The sequence below is a fragment of the Pectobacterium brasiliense genome (genome assembly GCF_016950255.1).
Classification (GTDB): Bacteria; Pseudomonadota; Gammaproteobacteria; order Enterobacterales; family Enterobacteriaceae; genus Pectobacterium; species Pectobacterium brasiliense.
Genome location: NZ_JACGFN010000003.1, coordinates 16,557 through 35,682, shown reverse-complemented (window position 1 = coordinate 35,682; position 19,126 = coordinate 16,557). Strand labels below are relative to the sequence as shown.

At 54.9% G+C, this 19,126-nt stretch carries 13 protein-coding genes; 6 read left to right on the top strand and 7 right to left on the bottom strand.

The window, feature by feature from the left end:
• Nucleotides 1–5 precede the first annotated feature (5 nt).
• The gene (gene ppx, locus H4F65_RS19460) at nucleotides 6–1,502 is read left to right on the top strand and encodes an exopolyphosphatase (RefSeq protein ID WP_010283887.1); all 1,497 of its coding nucleotides are present in this window, start codon (nucleotides 6–8) and stop codon (nucleotides 1,500–1,502) included.
• A gap of 20 nt (nucleotides 1,503–1,522) precedes the next feature.
• Here ppx and rep read toward each other — a convergent pair whose 3' ends face one another.
• Nucleotides 1,523–3,544: a DNA helicase Rep gene (gene rep, locus H4F65_RS19455; RefSeq protein ID WP_010283890.1), complete on the bottom strand. Its 2,022-nt coding sequence runs from the start codon at nucleotides 3,542–3,544 to the stop codon at nucleotides 1,523–1,525.
• A 160-nt stretch (nucleotides 3,545–3,704) separates the two neighbouring features.
• On the opposite strand from rep, the gene ppiC reads away from it, so the two are divergent.
• Nucleotides 3,705–3,986: a peptidylprolyl isomerase PpiC gene (gene ppiC, locus H4F65_RS19450; protein WP_010283892.1), complete on the top strand. Its 282-nt coding sequence runs from the start codon at nucleotides 3,705–3,707 to the stop codon at nucleotides 3,984–3,986.
• Between the two features lie 92 nt (nucleotides 3,987–4,078).
• Here ppiC and putA read toward each other — a convergent pair whose 3' ends face one another.
• On the bottom strand, nucleotides 4,079–8,047 hold the full coding sequence (gene putA, locus H4F65_RS19445; RefSeq protein WP_039320256.1) for a trifunctional transcriptional regulator/proline dehydrogenase/L-glutamate gamma-semialdehyde dehydrogenase: 3,969 nt from the start codon (nucleotides 8,045–8,047) through the stop codon (nucleotides 4,079–4,081).
• Nucleotides 8,048–8,243: 196 nt separating this feature from the next.
• On the opposite strand from putA, the gene putP reads away from it, so the two are divergent.
• Nucleotides 8,244–9,728 (top strand): sodium/proline symporter PutP, encoded by a 1,485-nt coding sequence (gene putP / locus H4F65_RS19440; protein WP_010283894.1) that lies wholly within the window; start codon nucleotides 8,244–8,246, stop codon nucleotides 9,726–9,728.
• 43 nt (nucleotides 9,729–9,771) lie between these two features.
• Here putP and H4F65_RS19435 read toward each other — a convergent pair whose 3' ends face one another.
• Nucleotides 9,772–10,659 (bottom strand): LysR family transcriptional regulator, encoded by an 888-nt coding sequence (locus H4F65_RS19435; protein ID WP_010283896.1) that lies wholly within the window; start codon nucleotides 10,657–10,659, stop codon nucleotides 9,772–9,774.
• A 101-nt stretch (nucleotides 10,660–10,760) separates the two neighbouring features.
• Here H4F65_RS19435 and H4F65_RS19430 point away from each other — a divergent pair, with 101 nt between their 5' ends.
• Entirely contained in the window at nucleotides 10,761–11,423 is a 663-nt protein-coding gene (locus H4F65_RS19430; RefSeq protein WP_010283898.1) for an NADPH-dependent F420 reductase, read from the top strand.
• 71 nt (nucleotides 11,424–11,494) lie between these two features.
• On the opposite strand, the gene ilvC is transcribed toward H4F65_RS19430, so the two are convergent.
• The gene (ilvC, locus tag H4F65_RS19425) at nucleotides 11,495–12,973 is read right to left on the bottom strand and encodes a ketol-acid reductoisomerase (RefSeq protein WP_010283900.1); all 1,479 of its coding nucleotides are present in this window, start codon (nucleotides 12,971–12,973) and stop codon (nucleotides 11,495–11,497) included.
• Nucleotides 12,974–13,140: 167 nt separating this feature from the next.
• Here ilvC and ilvY point away from each other — a divergent pair, with 167 nt between their 5' ends.
• A complete protein-coding gene (gene ilvY / locus H4F65_RS19420) occupies nucleotides 13,141–14,031 on the top strand; it encodes an HTH-type transcriptional activator IlvY (protein ID WP_010283902.1) in 891 nt (296 codons plus the stop codon).
• Nucleotides 14,028–14,828, top strand: coding sequence for a lysozyme inhibitor LprI family protein (locus tag H4F65_RS19415; protein ID WP_010283905.1), 801 nt, complete (start codon nucleotides 14,028–14,030; stop codon nucleotides 14,826–14,828). Before ilvY ends, H4F65_RS19415 begins: the two co-directional genes overlap by 4 nt.
• An 18-nt stretch (nucleotides 14,829–14,846) precedes the next feature.
• Here the strand turns inward: H4F65_RS19415 and H4F65_RS19410 are convergent, their stop codons facing one another.
• The 3 genes from H4F65_RS19410 to ilvD all read right to left on the bottom strand — a co-directional run bounded on the left by H4F65_RS19410 (nucleotide 14,847) and on the right by ilvD (nucleotide 19,096).
• Nucleotides 14,847–15,590 carry a DUF2461 domain-containing protein gene (locus tag H4F65_RS19410; protein ID WP_010283907.1) on the bottom strand — a complete coding sequence of 248 codons (744 nt, stop codon included), beginning with the start codon at nucleotides 15,588–15,590 and terminating at the stop codon, nucleotides 14,847–14,849.
• A gap of 105 nt (nucleotides 15,591–15,695) precedes the next feature.
• Nucleotides 15,696–17,240 (bottom strand): threonine ammonia-lyase, biosynthetic, encoded by a 1,545-nt coding sequence (gene ilvA / locus H4F65_RS19405; protein ID WP_010283910.1) that lies wholly within the window; start codon nucleotides 17,238–17,240, stop codon nucleotides 15,696–15,698.
• 5 nt (nucleotides 17,241–17,245) lie between these two features.
• On the bottom strand, nucleotides 17,246–19,096 hold the full coding sequence (gene ilvD / locus H4F65_RS19400) for a dihydroxy-acid dehydratase (protein WP_010283912.1): 1,851 nt from the start codon (nucleotides 19,094–19,096) through the stop codon (nucleotides 17,246–17,248).
• Between the last annotated feature and the right edge of the window lie 30 nt (nucleotides 19,097–19,126).

The window sequence follows — 19,126 nt, the reverse complement described above, 5'->3', positions numbered from 1 at the left end:
CGTCGATGCTGAGCTCTTCTTCACTTTACGCTGCCATCGATCTCGGCTCGAACAGCTTCCATATGCTGGTCACCCGGGAAACCGCAGGCAGCATTCAGACGCTGGCGAAAATAAAGCGTAAAGTCCGCCTTGCGGCAGGGCTGGATAAACAGAATCGGCTCTCGCAGGAAGCGATGCAGCGTGGCTGGCAGTGTCTACAACTGTTCTCCGAACGGTTGCAGGACATTCCACAGGATCAGGTGCGTGTCGTCGCGACAGCCACCCTGCGACTGGCAACGAACGCTGACGAGTTTCTGCAACGGGCTCAGGAAATTCTGGGCTTGCCGATTCAGGTTATCAGCGGTGAAGAAGAAGCACGCTTGATTTATCAAGGTGTGGCACATACGACAGGCGGCCCAGATGCGCGTCTGGTCGTGGATATTGGCGGTGGCAGTACCGAACTGGCAACGGGAATCGGCGCAAAAACAACTCAGTTGATCAGCCTCCCGATGGGATGCGTAACGTGGCTAGATCGCTATTTCAGTGACCGTAATCTGGAAGCCGGTAATTTTGAGCGCGCTGAACAAGCGGCGCGTGAAATGTTGCGTCCTGTCGCGGCCTCTCTGCGTGAGCAGGGCTGGCAAATCTGCGTTGGTGCTTCCGGCACAGTCCAGGCGCTACAGGAAATTATGGTCGCGCAGGGAATGGATGAATACATTACTCTGCCGAAGCTCAGACAGCTTAAAGAGCATGCGATTCAATGCGATAAGCTGGAAGAATTGGAAATTGATGGCCTGACGCTGGAACGCGCGCTGGTTTTCCCCAGCGGATTAGCCATTCTACTGGCGATCTTCCAGGAGTTAGACATCAAAACGATGACGCTGGCCGGAGGCGCGCTGCGTGAAGGACTGGTCTATGGCATGCTGGATCTGCCTGTCGATCAGGATATTCGTCACCGCACGTTAGCAACGCTGCAACGCCGTTATCTGCTGGATACCGAACAGGCTAAACGCGTCAGTGCGTTGGCAGACAACTTTCTGCAACAGGTTGCCCGTGACTGGCAGTTAGATAGCCGATGTCGCGAGTTACTGCGCAGCGCCTGCCTGGTGCACGAAATCGGTTTGAGTATTGATTTTCGCCAGTCTCCCCAGCATGCAGCCTATTTGATTCGCCATAGCGATCTCCCAGGCTTTACGCCCGCCCAGAAAAAGCTGTTAGCGACACTCCTGCAAAACCAGGTTAACCCTGTCGATTTAATGCCGCTCAGTCAGCAAAATGCGCTGCCGGTCAATCAGGCACAGCGCCTGTGCCGCCTGCTTCGTCTGGCGATTATTTTTGCCAGCCGCCGCCGCGATGACACGCTGCCAGCCGTACGTTTACGCGTAGAAGGTGAAACGTTACGCTTGATTCTGCCTGCCGGCTGGCTGGCTCAGCACCCGTTACGGGCAGAAATGCTGGAACAGGAAAGCCGCTGGCAGAGCTACGTACACTGGCCGCTGATGCTGGAAGAAACCCCAGCTTAACGAGCATATAGGGGAGAGAACTACTCCCCTTTTGCTTTTGCCAACATCGCCCGAATATTAGCGACGTTCGTCTGACCTTTCTGCATACGCTCTTGTGCGCTCACCACTTTTCTTTCCGTTTCCCACACCACATCATCTTGCGGCAGTTCAAGCAGGAAACGGCTCGGTTCGGGGCGCACCAACTCGCCATACTGGCGGCGTTCTTTGCACAATGTGAAGAACAGTTCGCGCTGAGCACGCGTAATCCCCACGTATGCCAGACGACGCTCTTCGTCGACGTTATCTTCATCAATGCTGCTCTGGTGCGGCAACAGACCTTCTTCCATCCCAACTAAAAAGACGTACGGGAATTCCAAGCCTTTGGACGCATGTAGCGTCATTAGCTGAACCTGATCCAATTCCTCTTCACTCTCTCCCCGTTCCATCATGTCCCGCAGCGTGAAACGTGTTACGACCTGCGTCAGCGTCATCGGCTCATCCAGATCGGACCCTTCCAGCATTTCCGTCATCCAGCTGAATAGCTGATTGACGTTCTTCATCCGCATTTCTGCGGCTTTTGGGCTCGGCGAGGTTTCATACAGCCAGCTTTCGTAGTCCAACCCATGAATCAGATCTCGCACGGCGGCGACTGGTTCACGCTCTGCCAGACGGGCGATTTCCGCCAGCCACTGGGTAAACCGTTGCAGGGACTCCAGCCCACGACCGGTCAGCGTCTGGCTCAGCCCAAGATCAAAACTCGCGCTGAACAGACCTTTATTGCGCTGCCCTGCCCACTCGCCCAGTTTCTTCATCGTCGCCGGGCCAATCTCACGCTTGGGCGTGTTCACAATGCGTAAGAACGCGCTGTCATCGTCCGGGTTGGTCAGTACGCGCAGATAAGCCAGTAAATCTTTGATTTCAGGTCGGGAGAAAAACGACGTGCCGCCGGAAATACGATACGGAATACGGTTCTGCATCAGCATCTTTTCAAACAGACGCGATTGATGGTTGCCACGATACAAAATGGCATAGTCGCCGTACTGGGTCTTTTTAATAAAGTGATGGGCAATCAGCTCACCAACGACCCGCTCCGCTTCGTGATCTTCATTGTTGGCAGTAATGACCTTGAGTTCATCACCGTAACCCAGCTCCGAGAACAGACGCTTTTCAAAAACGTGCGGGTTATTGGCGATGAGAATATTGGCGGCTTTCAGAATGCGGCCGGACGAGCGGTAGTTTTGTTCCAGCTTGATCACGTCAAGCGCGGGGAAATCCTGCTGTAGCAGCACCAGATTCTGCGGTCGTGCGCCGCGCCAGGAGTAAATTGACTGATCGTCATCGCCTACGACGGTAAAACGCGCGCGGGTGCCAACCAGCAGCTTAACCAGCTCATACTGGCTGGTGTTGGTGTCCTGATATTCATCCACCAACAGGTAGCGTAAGCGATTCTGCCAGCGTTCACGTACCTCCACGTTCTGCTTCAGCAGCAGCGTGGGCAGCAAAATCAGATCGTCGAAGTCCAGTACGTTACAGGCACGTAAGTGGTCGTGATAGAGCGAGTAGCAATGCACAAACAGCCTGTCGCGTTCGGAACGGGCGGTTGCTGCCGCACCGGCAGGATCGATCAGATCGTTTTTCCAGTTTGAGATCGTCGAGATCAGCTGTTGCAGCAGAACCTTATCGTTTTCCAGCCACTGTTCCGTCAGCTCTTTCAGCAGCGCCATCTGGTCCTGATCGTCAAACAGGGAGAAGTTGGATTTCATGCCCAACGCGACGTACTCACGTTTGATGATCTCCAACCCCAGCGTATGGAAAGTCGCGATCATCAACCCACGCGTTTCTTTACGCCCCAGCGTTTGCGACACGCGCTCCTTCATCTCTCGTGCCGCTTTGTTGGTAAACGTCACGGCGGCAATGTGCTTAGCCTGATAGCCACACTGGCGGATAAGGTGCGCGATTTTGTTGGTGATAACGCGGGTCTTGCCTGAACCTGCGCCCGCCAGCACCAGACAAGGTCCGGTGACGAATTCGACAGCGTGTTGTTGGCTGGGGTTTAAGCGCATAACGATCTTGCTCACTCATAAAACGGAAGGCGATTGTAGCAGAAAGATGTATCGATCTTGACTGGGGATTTGTTATTAAGGAAAGCACATCGCAGTCCACATCTTGCGTTGCAAATGTTACATTGCGCGCCGGAATCTCTTTTGCAAAAAAGGTAATAACATGGCAAATACCGCAGCAGCCCTACACATCCTGGTAGACACTGAGCAGGAAGCTAATGACATTCTTGCGCAGCTGGAAAAAGGTGCAGACTTCCAGAAACTGGCACAGAAGCACTCGACCTGCCCGTCAAAACGCAACGGCGGCGATTTAGGTGAATTTCGTAAAGGCGACATGGTGCCAGCTTTCGATAAGGCGGTGTTTTCCTGCGAATTGCTGAAACCGTTTGGTCCGGTGAAAACCCAGTTTGGTTACCACGTAATCAAGGTGCTTTACCGCCATTAAGTTGTATCGCAATGAAGTCGCCACGCCGACGCCCCGAACATGAAAAACGCGCCGACCTTCTGGTTTGGCGCGTTTTTCTATTAAATGCCTTATTAACCTATCGTCATCAAGCTGGCATTGCCGCCCGCGGCGGCGGTATTGATACTCAGAGAACGTTCGGTCAACAGACGCTCCAACTGAACGTGGGTATCGCCCTGCGCATAGCCTAACGGCTGGATAATCGGGCCATCGCGCTCTGCAAGCGCCTCACTCAGTTGCCGTAACCGATCGGCGTCCCCATGATAAATGACGCCATGAAAAGACACCTCGTGCCGCTGCCAGTCAGGCGTGAGCTGAATATACGACTGCACGCCGGCGGGTAAACGGCCATAAAGCGTTTTCTCCTGCTCGCCTTCCAGCCACAGCAACTCCCCGCCCGTTGCCAGCACTGCCGCCGTCTGAATCAAGCGATCGTCCTCATTATCCGCCAGACACAGAATCCGCTCACGCGGCAACAGCGTGTAGGAATTACTTTCCCCTGTCGGGCCAGGCAGCTGTCGCGTTGTCCCGCTGACGCTATATTCTCTATAGCGCTGGCATAACGTCGCTAGCACGCGACGCTCCCCAGCAATCGCCCAGTCTTCCAGCGCCTGTAGCCCCGCCAGCAGCGACGATCGGGCAGACACATCCAGCGCCTGCTCACGGTTCTGCTGTGCAAATTCTGCCGCAAACGCGTCGTCCGGACGATGTGTCAGCAAACGGTACAGATAAAGCGGCCCGCCCGCCTTTGGTCCGGTTCCTGATAAGCCTTCCCCGCCAAACGGCTGAACACCGACAACGGCACCGACCATATTGCGGTTCACATATTGATTACCCACCTTCGCCTTGCTCGTCACACGCAGGATAGTTTCATCAATGCGGGTATGTACACCCAGCGTCAGACCGTATCCCGCCGCGTTGATCTGCTCAATCACTGCATCCAACTGCTGGCTTTGATAGCGAACTACGTGTAAAACTGGACCAAAAACTTCTTTTTTCAGCTCGTCTATCTTGCCCAGTTCGATCAGAGTCGGTTTCACAAACGTCCCATGCCGCCACGTCTCCTCATCCTGCGGATACGCTGCCTGAAATACCGAATGGCCTTTCGCCCGCATCGTCTGGATATGCACTTCCACGTTCTCTTTCGCTTCCGCGTCAATCAGCGGGCCGATGTCGGTCGATAGCCGCTCAGGATTCCCCATTCGACACTCGGCCATCGCGCCACGCAGCATAGCCAGAGTACGATCCGCAATATCCTCTTGCAGGCACAGCAGACGCAGCGCCGAGCAACGCTGTCCGGCGCTGTCGAACGCAGAGGCGATAACATCATTCACCACCTGCTCCGTCAGCGCAGACGAATCGACAATCATCGCATTCAGGCCACCCGTTTCGGCAATCAGCGGCGTCAAACGCCCCTGCGGATCGAGCCTGCCCGCGATGCTGCGTTGCAGGGTTTTGGCAACGGCCGTCGATCCGGTAAACACCACGCCGCGTACCCGTTCATCGCTGACCAACGCGGCACCAATCGTTTCTCCCTGTCCAGGCAGCAGTTGCAGCACCCCCTGAGGAATGCCCGCCTCATGTAAAATACGCACTGCCTGTGCCGCAACCAGCGGCGTCTGTTCAGCCGGTTTCGCCAGCACGCTGTTTCCTGCCGCCAGTGCGGCAGAAATTTGACCGGTGAAGATCGCCAGCGGGAAATTCCACGGGCTGATGCAAACCACTGGCCCCAGCGGACGATGGCTATCATTGGTGAATGAATCCCGAACCTGCCCCGCGTAATAGCGCAAGAAGTCCACCGCTTCGCGCACTTCAGCAATCGCGTTACTGAAGGATTTACCCGCTTCCCGCACCAGCAGTCCCAGCAGACTTTGCAACTGCCCTTCCATCAGCGAGGCGGCCTGATTCAATATCGCGGCACGCTCTGCGGGAGGTGTAGCAAACCAAATGGTGCCCGCATGTACTGCGGCATCTACCGCCAGCTCAACATCCGCCACCGAGGCATCGAGAACGTAGCCCACCACATCGTGTACATCCGCGGGATTTACGACAGGGTTTTCTTCACTCGCCTCGCTTTCCCCCTCAATCATTGGCGCGGCATACCACAGCTGTGGCGCATGATTCAGCAACGCGCTGGAGAGCGAAGCCAGCCGGTGCTCGTTCGAAAGATCCAGTCCGCTCGAATTTTGCCGTTCCCGTCCATATAGCTGACGTGGCAGAGGAATCTTGGGATGCGATACGCCCATGCTCCATTCCACTTTTGCCAGCGCCTCTACGCCACGAATCGGATCGGCAATCAGCGTTTCCAGCGCCATTGAGGTATCCGCAATGCGATTAACAAACGAGGTATTCGCGCCGTTTTCCAGCAGGCGTCGTACCAGATAAGCCAACAGCGTTTCATGAGTTCCGACCGGAGCATAAATACGACACGGACGGTTCAGCTTGCCGTCAGCAACCGCGCCCACCACCTGATCGTAGAGCGGTTCACCCATGCCGTGCAGGCACTGGAATTCATACTGCCCAGGATAATAATTGTTGCCCGCCATGTGGTAGATCGCACTTACCGTCTGCGCGTTGTGCGTGGCAAACTGCGGGTAAATCAGATTCGGTACGGCCAGCAGCTTCCGAGCGCACGCCAGATACGACACATCGGTATAGACCTTACGCGTGTAGACCGGGTAGCCTTCCAGCCCGTCAACCTGTGCGCGCTTGATTTCACTGTCCCAGTACGCCCCTTTCACCAGACGAACCATCAGCCGCCGACGGCTGCGCTGTGCCAGCTCAATCAATGCATCAATCACATACGGGCAGCGTTTCTGATAAGCCTGAATGACAAACCCAACGCCGTTCCACCCCACCAACTGTGGCTCCATGCAGAGTTTTTCCAGCAGATCGAGCGAGATCTCCAGTCGATCGGCTTCCTCCGCGTCAATATTGATCCCAATATCGTACTGACGCGCCAGCAGCGTCAGCATCAACAAACGCGGATAAAGTTCCTCCATCACACGATCATACTGCGACCGGCTATAGCGGGGATGCAGCGCCGACAGCTTGATGGAGATGCCCGGCCCCTCATAAATCCCGCGCCCGTTCGAGGCTTTGCCGATAGCATGAATCGCCTGTTGATAGGCCGCCAGATACGCGGCAGCATCGTGTTCCGTCAGCGCGGCTTCACCTAACATGTCGTAAGAGTAACGGAAGCCGTTATTCTCCCGTTCGCGGGCATTCGCCAGCGCTTCGCCGATAGTTTCCCCAGTGACAAACTGTTCCCCCATCAGCCGCATAGCCATATCGACACCTTTGCGAACAAGCGGTTCACCGCTTCTCCCGATGATGCGGTTCAGTGAATTCGAGAGGTTCACTTCGTTGTGCGTCGCCACCAGCTTTCCGGTAAACAGCAGCCCCCAGGTTGCAGCATTCACAAAGAGTGACGGACTGTGACCAAGATGCGCCTGCCAATTTCCCCGACTGATCTTGTCGCGGATCAGCGCATCGCGCGTGGATTTATCAGGAATACGCAACAGCGCTTCGGCTAAGCACATCAGCGCAACCCCTTCCTGAGAAGAAAGTGAGAATTCCTGTAGCAGCCCTTGCACAATGCCCGCACGCCCATTTCCGGCTTTCTGACCGCGTAATTTCTCTGCCAGTTGATAAGCTAGTTTCTGCGTTAACTGCGACATTTCATCGGTAAGTCTTGCCTGTTCGAGCAAGATAGGTACCAGTTCGCTTTCGGGACGGCGGTAAACAGAAGTAATGGCGGCGCGGATAACGGACTGAGGAAGAACCTGCTCGGCGAAATCAAGAAAGGGTAGGTGGGTTTCTTCTTCCTGAGATTGCGGCATAATCTCTTCCGCTTCAATGTGGCTGACGTTCGCCCATTGCGGTGTTTCAGGAGTGTCGAGGCCGCTTTCGAGGCGTTCGAGGTAATGGAAAATAGCCTGTTTGATCAGCCAGTGCGGTGTACGATCAATACGCTGTGCTGCCGCCTTGATACGTTCGCGCGTTTCCTCATCGAGTTTTACACCCATCGTGGTAGAGCCCATAGAGTCCACTCCTGTCATGAGAAGATGCACATCGGGATAACGTCAATATCAACCATGTTGCAACTTTGTGCAACCTTGTTAACAAATGGATCGGTTGCAGCCCATCATCACCGTCAGACCTCGTTCCGGCCTGAGTGATTACTATAAAACACAGCGTCGTCGCGACAGCGGCACGAAAAAGAATGTGGAGAGTTGAATGACAATAAGCACACCCATGCTGGTGACGTTTCTGGTGTATATTTTCGGGATGGTCCTCATCGGCCTGTTTGCCTACCGCGCCACCAATAACTTTGGCGATTACATTCTGGGCGGACGCCGGATGGGTAGCGTGGTCACCGCGCTGTCGGCAGGCGCTTCCGATATGAGCGGCTGGCTGCTGATGGGGTTACCGGGTGCCATTTTCATTTCCGGTATTTCTGAAAGCTGGATCGCGATCGGCCTGACGTTAGGCGCATACCTGAACTGGAAATGGGTCGCCGGACGCCTGCGCGTACACACCGAAATCAACCACAACGCGCTCACCCTGCCTGACTATTTCACCCACCGTTTTGAAGATAACAGTAAATTACTGCGCGTGATCTCCGCGTTAGTCATCCTGATTTTCTTCACTATCTATTGTGCATCCGGCGTGGTTGCGGGGGCGCGTCTGTTTGAAAGCACCTTTGGCATGAGCTACGGCACCGCATTATGGGCAGGTGCAGCGGCCACCATCGCCTATACCTTTATCGGTGGTTTTCTGGCAGTAAGCTGGACGGACACCGTCCAGGCCAGCCTGATGATTTTCGCCCTGATTCTGACGCCGGTGATGGTCATCCTGTCACTTGGGGGAATCGACAGCTCGCTGATGGTGATTGAAGCGAAAAATCCGGCCAATCTGGATATGTTCAAAGGGCTGAATTTTGTCGCCATTATCTCGCTGATGGGCTGGGGTCTGGGCTATTTCGGCCAGCCGCACATTCTGGCCCGCTTTATGGCTGCGGATTCACATCACACGATTCACAGCGCACGCCGCATCAGTATGACCTGGATGATTCTCTGTCTGGCTGGTGCCGTGACGGTGGGCTTCTTCGGCATCGCCTACTTTAACAATAACCCGGATCAGGCAGGCAACGTGGCGCAAAACAGCGAGCGTGTCTTTATCGAGCTGTCCATGCTGCTGTTCAACCCGTGGATTGCCGGTGTGCTGCTGTCTGCGATTCTGGCTGCCGTGATGAGTACGCTGAGCTGCCAACTGCTGGTGTGTTCCAGCGCCATCACCGAAGATTTATACAAGCCATTCCTGCGCAAGAATGCCAGTCAGAAAGAGTTGGTATGGGTGGGCCGCGCCATGGTGCTGCTCGTGGCTATCATCGCTATCGCGCTCTCTATCAACCCTGAAAACCGGGTCCTGGGTCTGGTGAGCTATGCCTGGGCAGGCTTTGGTGCCGCATTCGGGCCGGTGATTTTGATTTCTCTGCTGTGGCCGCGAATGACGCGCAACGGCGCACTGCTCGGTATGATCGTGGGTGCGGCAACCGTTCTGATCTGGAAACAGTACGCCTGGCTGGGTCTGTATGAAATCATCCCCGGTTTCATCTTCAACAGCCTGACTATTTTCATCGTCAGCCTGCTGGGTAAAGCGCCATCAAAAGCGATTACCGATCGTTTCAATCAGGCGGAAGCGGAATACAAGTCCGTTTAGCCATCACGCCCGTGGCATCGTTCGCTGTGCCACGGGCTTATCTTTACCCGAAAGTTGCTCTGACTGCATCGACGAAGGTTTTAATTTTAACGGCAGAACGCCGTCCCATCGGGACCATAACATGAACCGGGCGGGCAGGGCCGTTATAGTCAGATAGCACCTGCACCAGTCGTCCGCGGTCAATTTCCTTACGTAGCACGACCTCCGGCCCCAGCGTAATACCATACCCCTCTATCGCTGCATGCAGCAGCGCGTTCCAGTCATTAGCAAAAAGCCTACCCTGTGGCCTGATTTCTTCGGACTTACCGTCTTTTTGGAATACCCATCGGCAAGACGTCGCGGCGGTGCGTAGGCCATAAATAAGGCACGCGTGACGTGCGAGGCTTGCTGGCGTATCTGGCACGCCTTCACGCGCCAGATAGTCAGGTGATGCACAGGCAATCAACGAGTAAGACTGAAGCGGCCAAGCCACCATCGAACTATCCGCTAATTCACCGATACGAATGATGACTTCAAACCCCTCTTCTATCGGGTCGACCAGACGATCATTCAGCGTTAGCGCAATTTGCGTGTCAGGATAGCGTGCGAGATAGTGCGTGATAAACGGCGCAAGTAGATGCGATCCCCAGGTAACCGGCGCGTTAACCTGAATCATTCCCGAAGGTGTCACCTGCATTTCGCGGGCGACTGCGTCAGCGTCCTCTGCCTCGGCAAGAACAACCTTGCAGCGCTCATAATAACGCAAACCAATATCCGTCAGGCTTTGCTTCCGCGTCGTACGATTCAGCAACCGAACGCCAAGCCTCGTTTCAAGCCATGCCACCTGCTTCGCCACCATCTGTGGAGATATGCCTAACGCTTCTGCGGCGGCGGCAAAAGACCCTAACTCCGATGCTTTAACAAAGACACTCATACTGGTCAGTCGGTCCATAATTCGCTCATATTTGTTGTTTGTTTGCTTTTAAAATCACAATTTATCTTCAAATTGTAGGCAATTAAGATTCCTTTCTCAAAAGCATTAAGGAGAAGAAGATGAATATCGGCATTATTGGTGCAGGCTTTGTTGGACGAGCGATCGCTAAATTAGCGCTCCAGAACGGCCATCAGGTCATGCTCAGTAACTCACGCGATCCCCAATCACTTTTCAGCCTCCGTCCGATGATCGGTTGCGACATCGGAACCGCCACTCAAGCCGCGCAATTTGGTGACATTGTGGTTATCGCCGTTCCCTTTACCGCCATCGATAAGCTCCCTGAACAGGTTTTACGGGGAAAATCCGTCATCGATACCGTCAATTACTATACCGAGCGAGATGGTAAGGTCACCGCACTGGATACACGCAGTACCACTACCAGCGAGCTACTGGCGCGTTATTTACCAGGCGCCAGGATCACCAAAGCGTTCAATGCAATCCCTATGACACAGCTTGAAAGCGATGGGCTCCCGACAGGCTCAGCCCATCGCCGGGCGCTACCGCTTGCAGGTGATGATGAGCAAGGAAAAACCATTGTGGCTGGACTCTATGATGCATTCGGATTTGATGTTGTCGATGCGGGAAAATTGTCTGAAGGATGGCGTTTTGAAAGGGGAATGCCGTCTTATTGTGTTCGTATGACAACAGCAGAATTAACCACGGCGCTGGCGCTTGCCTCACGCGACATACCGACGGTACACGACGTAAATAACGCAAGATAAAGGGTAACTACAGATAAAAAAGAGGGCACAGCCAATGCTGTGCCCTCTTCTATTTCGATCACTGACGGAAATTAACCCGCAACAGCGATACGCTTCATGTCTTTCATGTAACCGCGCAGCGTGTGGCCTACGGTTTCGATTGGGTGGTTACGGATCGCTTCGTTCACATCACGCAGCTGCGCGTTGTCCACTTCGGTGCCCGCTACCGCTTTGCCCAGATCGCCCGGCTGCAGAGAGGCCATGAACGCATCTTTCAGCAATGGAACGGCAGCGTTAGCAAACAGGTAGTTACCGTATTCAGCGGTATCAGAGATAACCACGTTCATTTCATACAGACGCTTACGCGCAATGGTGTTGGCGATCAGCGGCAGCTCATGCAGTGATTCGTAGTAAGCCGATTCTTCGATGATGCCAGAGCTCACCATGGTTTCAAACGCCAGCTCAACGCCCGCTTTCACCATCGCAACCATCAGCACACCGTTATCAAAGTATTCTTGTTCAGCGATTTTACCGTCGAACTGCGGTGCGTTTTCGAATGCCGTTTTACCGGTCTCTTCACGCCAGGTCAGCAGTTTCACGTCATCGTTCGCCCAGTCAGCCATCATGCCGCTGGAGAATTCACCGGAGATGATGTCATCCATGTGTTTCTGGAACAGCGGTGCCATGATGCCTTTCAACTGCTCAGACAGCGCGTAAGCACGCAGTTTGGCTGGGTTGGACAGGCGATCCATCATCAACGTAATCCCACCCTGCTTCAGCGCTTCGGTGATGGTTTCCCAGCCGAACTGAATCAGTTTTTCTGCATAAGCCGGATCGGTGCCTTCAGCAACCAGTTTGTCGAAGCTCAGCAGAGAACCCGCCTGCAACATACCGCACAGAATGGTCTGCTCACCCATCAGGTCAGATTTCACTTCCGCAACGAAAGAAGATTGCAGAACGCCAGCACGGTGACCACCGGTGGCCGCAGCCCACGCTTTAGCGATGGCCATGCCTTCGCCTTTCGGATCGTTTTCCGGGTGAACCGCGATCAGCGTTGGTACGCCGAAGCCACGTTTGTATTCTTCACGTACTTCCGTACCCGGGCACTTCGGAGCCACCATCACGACGGTGATGTCTTTACGGATTTGCTCACCCACTTCAACGATGTTGAAGCCGTGAGAGTAGCCCAGCGCAGCGCCCTGTTTCATCAGCGGTTGTACTGCCTGAACGACTGCTGAGTGCTGCTTGTCCGGCGTCAGGTTAACCACCAGGTCAGCCTGTGGAATCAGATCTTCGTAGGTACCAACGGTGAAGCCGTTTTCGGTCGCTTTGCGCCATGATGCTCGTTTTTCAGCGATCGCTTCAGCACGCAGGGCGTAAGCGATATCCAGACCAGAATCGCGCATGTTCAGACCCTGGTTCAGACCCTGAGCACCACAGCCGACGATCACCACTTTTTTCCCTTTCAGGTAGCTCGCCTCATCGGCAAATTCATCACGCCCCATGAAGCGGCACTTGCCCAATTGATCCAGCTGCTGACGCAGGTTTAATGTGTTGAAATAGTTAGCCATGTCGTGCTCCGTATACGGTTTTGTTTGTCTGTTATTCGAGAAAGGATTCCCACCAGATGGGAATTCACTATGACCCCATCATATGACAGGAATTGCGTTGCTTAAATTGATATATTAACAACGTCACATTGCACTATCTGCAAGATAAAAAACGGGGCCTGTATCGCATGGATTTACGTGATCTCAAATTATTCCTGCACCTCGCGGAAAGTCGGCACTTTGGCCGTACCGCCAAGGCGATGCACATCAGCCCGTCCACGCTGTCACGGCAAATTCAGCGGCTGGAAGAGGATTTAGGGCAGACGCTGTTTCTGCGCGATAACCGTACCGTGCAGCTTACCGATGCCGGAGATCACCTGAAGCAGTTCGCCCAGCAAACGTTGCTGCAATATCAGCAACTGCGCCACACGATAGACCAGCATGGGCCGTCGCTAAGCGGCGAGCTGCGGATCTTCTGTTCCGTCACCGCCGCCTACAGCCACCTGCCGCCGATTCTGGATCGCTTTCGGGCGCTGCACCCGCTGGTAGAAATTAAACTGACGACGGGCGACGCCGCCGATGCCGTGGAGAAAATTCAGTCGAACGATGGGGATTTGGGGATTGCGGGACGCCCGGAAGCGCTCCCAGCCAGCGTTGACTTCATGCCGCTCGATAAACTGCCTCTGGCATTGATTATCCCGGCACTTCCCTGCCCCGTGCAGTCGCTGGTGCGGCAGGCAGACCCAGACTGGTCGCAGATTCCGTTTATCCTGCCGGAACACGGCCCGGTGCGTAAGCGCATCGATCTGTGGTTCCGACGCAACCACATCACTAACCCACAGATTTACGCCACCATCTCCGGGCATGAAGCGATGGTATCGATGGTCGCGCTGGGCTGTGGTATCGCGCTGATTCCCAACGTCGTACTGGAGAACAGCCCGGAACCGGTACGCAACCGCGTCTCTGTCTTTGTCGAGCAGGTAATGGAGCCGCTTGAGCTGGGTGTGTGCGTACAGAAAAAACGGCTTAGCGAACCGCTGATTGCCGCCTTTTGGGACATATTACAGGACACACCATGAAGATAGCCTTCACTACCCTCATCGCCGCAGGGGTGGCGTTCGCCGCCTTCAGCCACCATGCGCAAGCCGCCAGTTTCTCCTGCAACAAAGCCGACTCGGTGCAGGAAAAGCTGATTTGCGCCAGCCCGCTGCTTGGGCAACTAGATGAAGAACTGGCACAAGCGTGGAAGACCTCCCGTACGTTCCTGACGGCGTACGACAACAGCGCGCCGTGGGAAAAAACGCTCAACCAATTTCAGCGCGGCTGGCTTACCACGCGCGACCAGTGCAAAGACGAAGACTGCCTGCGACAACGCTACCAGCAGCAGTTAAACCGGCTGCACTATCTGAATGACATCGCGCAGCACGCACTCCCTTCGCCGATTACGCCCGTGAAAAGCACCGCTTGTTTCCACGGTTCATTCAGCTATGAGTATGTGATGTCAGGGCTTTCCGCCGAGGAATATCGCGATCTGGGGGATTATTTTCGGGAAATGTACGATCAGAAAGCGCCCTACCACGCCGTCAGCCTGACCATGACCAACCAGCGCGGCAAGATTGAAGGCGGCGCATCGATTGCATTCCGCTACGGTAACAAGCTGGATGATTCAGACTTCACCGCCCGTCAGATGAGCGATACGCAAGCCATTGGCAAAGGCGAAAGCAGCTTCGGTCAGCAGGTGAAAATACTGCTCACCTGCATTGACGATGATCATCTGCAAATCGCCACCTTCGGCAGCAATCGGGAAGAAGGTTACCTGTTTAACTATTTGCTGGAGCGCGATAAAACGCCACTGGAGCCGCAGAAAACGCCGTAGCATTGGCTCACTCTGGCTCTAGCGTTCAAACCACTTATCCGCCGAAAATGTCCGCGTATCGGACTCCGTTTCCTGCGCGGCCTTCTTCATGGTTTCGACGTTCATCAGGTAATGATAGAGCGGTTCAAGCTGGGTAAAACCCTGTGACAGGACCGTCACCAGATCGCCGGAAAACAGCGCATCCATATCCTGTCGGGTAGATATCGCAGCAAACGACTTACGGTTATACCAGTCAGCCAGTTCCGGCTCCTGCTCTTTAATCAGCGGGCGTTTGTAGCTTTCGCCTTCCAGCGTGAAGGTCTTTCCCAGACAGCTCGCTACTTCAAGAAACTGCGACGGATTACCACGCAGCGTCTGACGGAACAGGTCCATCGTATTCCGCGTCGCGCTGTAATAGCCCAGCCCGTAACGCCAGGTATCCGGCGTGATTTCAAAGAAATACACCGGCGCGTCCGTCCAGTCTTTGCGAGTACGTTTGAAAGTGAGCCACATATGGCTGCGATAGCGTGATTTATCGTGAGAAAAGCGCGTATCGCGGTGAATACGGGAGAGCGTTTTGCCGATGGCAGGACGTGTTTCAAAGTGATCATCAATCTGCAACATGGTCAGACTGAGTTCATCCACCAGCGTGCGGAACGGCGCAACCAACTGCTCATCGTAAACCGCACGGTGCTCGTCAAACCACGCTTTATCGTTGTACTGACGCACCTGCTGAAGAAACGTTAAACCCGCTTGAGAAAAACCCGTGAACTGCGTTGCCATAAAGAAATGCCATCCCTGTTGCTATCAGATGACATAAAGATAACGCCGCCGACGGTGAAACACCATCGGCGGCGTTAAGGGAACACTCAACGTTTAACCGCTAACTTAACCCGCTAAAAAGAAACGGAACGCGGGGTTATTGGTTTCATCGTGGCATTCATAGCCGAGCGCCTGTAGGTGCTGCTCGAATTCCCGATCGCCAGCATCCAACTCGAACGCGGCCAGCACGCGGCCAAAATCCGTGCCGTGGCTGCGGTAATGGAACAGTGAAATATTCCAGTGCGCCCCCAGCGTATGCAGGAATTTCAGTAATGCGCCCGGTGACTCTGGGAACTCAAAGCTGTACAACCGTTCCTGGAGCGGTTTGGAAGGGCGTCCGCCGACCATATAGCGAACGTGCAGCTTCGCCATTTCATCATCGGACAAATCCACCACTTCATAACCGTCTGCGGACAGCTCAGCGATAATCTCCTGCCGCTCCGCATAGCCACGCGTCAGACGCACACCGACAAAAATGCAGGCATCTTTGGCATCCGCATAGCGATAGTTGAATTCGGTAACGGAACGGCCGCCCAGCAGTTGGCAAAACTTCAGGAAGCTGCCCTGTTTCTCTGGGATCGTCACGGCCAGCAAGGCTTCGCGCTGTTCACCCAGCTCGCAGCGCTCAGAAACGTAGCGTAACCCGTGGAAGTTGACGTTCGCACCGGACAGAATATGCGCCAGACGTTCACCCTGAATTTGATGCTGCTGGATGTATTTCTTCATCCCCGCCAACGCCAGCGCGCCGGACGGTTCAGCAATTGCTCGGACATCCTCAAACAGATCTTTCACTGCCGCACAGATGGCATCGCTGTCGACGGTAATCACGTCATCCAGATATTCCCGGCACAGGCGGAACGTTTCATCGCCAATGCGCTTCACCGCCACACCTTCAGCAAACAGCCCGACACGCGGCAGATCGACCGGTTGCCCGGCATCCAGCGCCGCACGCAGACAGGCGGAATCTTCCGCTTCTACGCCGATCACCTGAATCTGTGGCATCAGCTGTTTGATCAGTACGGCAACACCTGCCGCCAAACCACCGCCGCCGACCGGCACAAACACGCGATCCAGATGCGCATCCTGCTGTAGTAATTCCATCGCCAGCGTGCCCTGTCCCGCAATCACCGCCGGGTGATCGAACGGCGGCAGAAAGGTCATATGCTGCTGTTGTGACAGCTCAATCGCCTTCGCCTTGGCCTCATCAAAGTTGGCACCGTGTAGCAGAACTTCGCCGCCAAAACCGCGCACGGCATCTACCTTGATATCAGCCGTCGCCACCGGCATCACAATCAGCGATTTAATTCCCAGCTTGCTGGAAGAAAGCGCCACACCTTGCGCATGGTTGCCGGCTGACGCCGTTACCACACCGTGGGATTTTTGCTCATCGCTCAGACCGGCCATCATCGCGTACGCGCCACGCAGCTTGAAGCTGTGCACCGCGTGCCTGTCTTCACGTTTTACCAGAATGACATTACCCAACCGCGAAGAGATCTTTTCCATCTTCTCTAGCGGTGTGACCTGCGTGACTTCATACACTGGCGAGCGCAAGATCGCCCTCAGGTACTCCGCGCCTCCCGGCGCGGCAGGAAGAGGTTGTGACACAGCCATCAGCATTAGCCTCCCAGCTTGCTTTTATCCCGCACGGCGCCTTTATCTGCGCTGGTTGCCAGGCTAGCGTACGCACGCAGCGCAAAAGACACCTGACGTTCGCGATTGTGCGGCGTCCAGGCCTGCTCGCCTCTCGCCTCTTCCGCTGCGCGGCGGCTTGCTAACGCATTGTCATCCAGGACCAGCGCAATGCTGCGGTTCGGAATATCAATCGCGATGATGTCACCGTCCTGTACCAGTGCAATAGTGCCGCCGCTGGCTGCTTCAGGAGACGCATGGCCGATAGACAGGCCAGAAGTACCGCCGGAGAAGCGTCCGTCAGTGATCAGCGCACAGCTTTTACCCAGCCCCATCGATTTCAGGTAGGTGGTCGGATACAGCATTTCCTGCATACCCGGCCCGCCTTTCGGCCCTTCATAACGGATCACAACGACGTCACCCGCCACGACTTTACCGCCCAGAATGGCGTCTACCGCATCATCCTGGCTTTCATAAACTTTTGCCGGACCGCGGAAGACCAGACTCCCTTCATCCACGCCTGCGGTTTTCACGATACAGCCATTCTCTGCCAGATTGCCGTACAGCACGGCCAACCCGCCATCCTGACTGTAGGCAAATTCGCGGGAACGAATACACCCTTCCTGACGATCGGTATCCAGTGAATCCCAGCGACAATCCTGAGAAAACGCTTTGGTCGTACGGATACCCGCTGGGCCGGCGGAATACATGCTTTTTACACTCTCATCCTGAGTCAGCATCACGTCGTAGGCTTCCAGCGTTTCCGGTAGTGTTTTGCCCAACACGTTGTTCACTTCACGGTTCAGCAAACCCGCTCTGTCCAACTCGCCCAGAATACCGATAACGCCACCCGCGCGGTGTACGTCTTCCATATGGTATTTCTGCGTGCTCGGCGCCACTTTACACAGGTGTGGCACCTGACGTGACAGCCTGTCGATATCGGTCATGGTGAAGTCCACCTCACCTTCCTGCGCCGCGGCTAACAGATGCAGAACGGTATTGGTGGAACCGCCCATCGCGATATCCAGAATCATGGCGTTTTCAAATGCGGCTTTATTAGCGATATTGCGTGGCAGCACGCTCTCGTCATCCTGCTCGTAGTAACGCTTAGCCAGACCGACAATGCGTTTGCCTGCGTTCAGGAACAGCTGCTTACGGTCAGCATGCGTTGCCAGCAGAGAACCGTTACCCGGCTGAGACAGCCCCAGCGCTTCGGTCAAACAGTTCATGGAGTTAGCGGTAAACATACCAGAACAGGAGCCACAGGTCGGACAGGCTGAACGCTCCACCTGCTCGCTCTGTTCATCCGAGACTTTCGGATCTGCGCCCTGAATCATGGCATCCACCAGATCCAACTTGATGATCTGATCGGATAATTTTGTTTTCCCTGCTTCCATCGGGCCACCCGAAACAAAAATCACCGGAATATTCAGACGCAGCGACGCCATTAGCATCCCCGGGGTGATTTTGTCGCAGTTGGAAATACATACCATGGCATCCGCACAGTGGGCATTGACCATGTATTCCACGGAGTCGGCGATCAGTTCACGGGAAGGCAGGGAATAGAGCATGCCGCCGTGTCCCATCGCGATACCGTCATCAACTGCAATGGTGTTAAATTCTTTCGCGACGCCGCCGGAGGCTTCGATCTGCTCGGCAACCAATTTACCCAGATCGCGCAAATGCACATGGCCGGGCACGAATTGGGTGAAGGAGTTGACCACCGCGATAATCGGTTTACCAAAATCGTCGTCGGTCATCCCGGTGGCGCGCCACAAGGCTCGGGCACCGGCCATATTACGGCCGTGAGTGGTTGTGGCTGAACGGTACTTAGGCATGCTCTGTTACTCCAAAAATTACGAATTTGG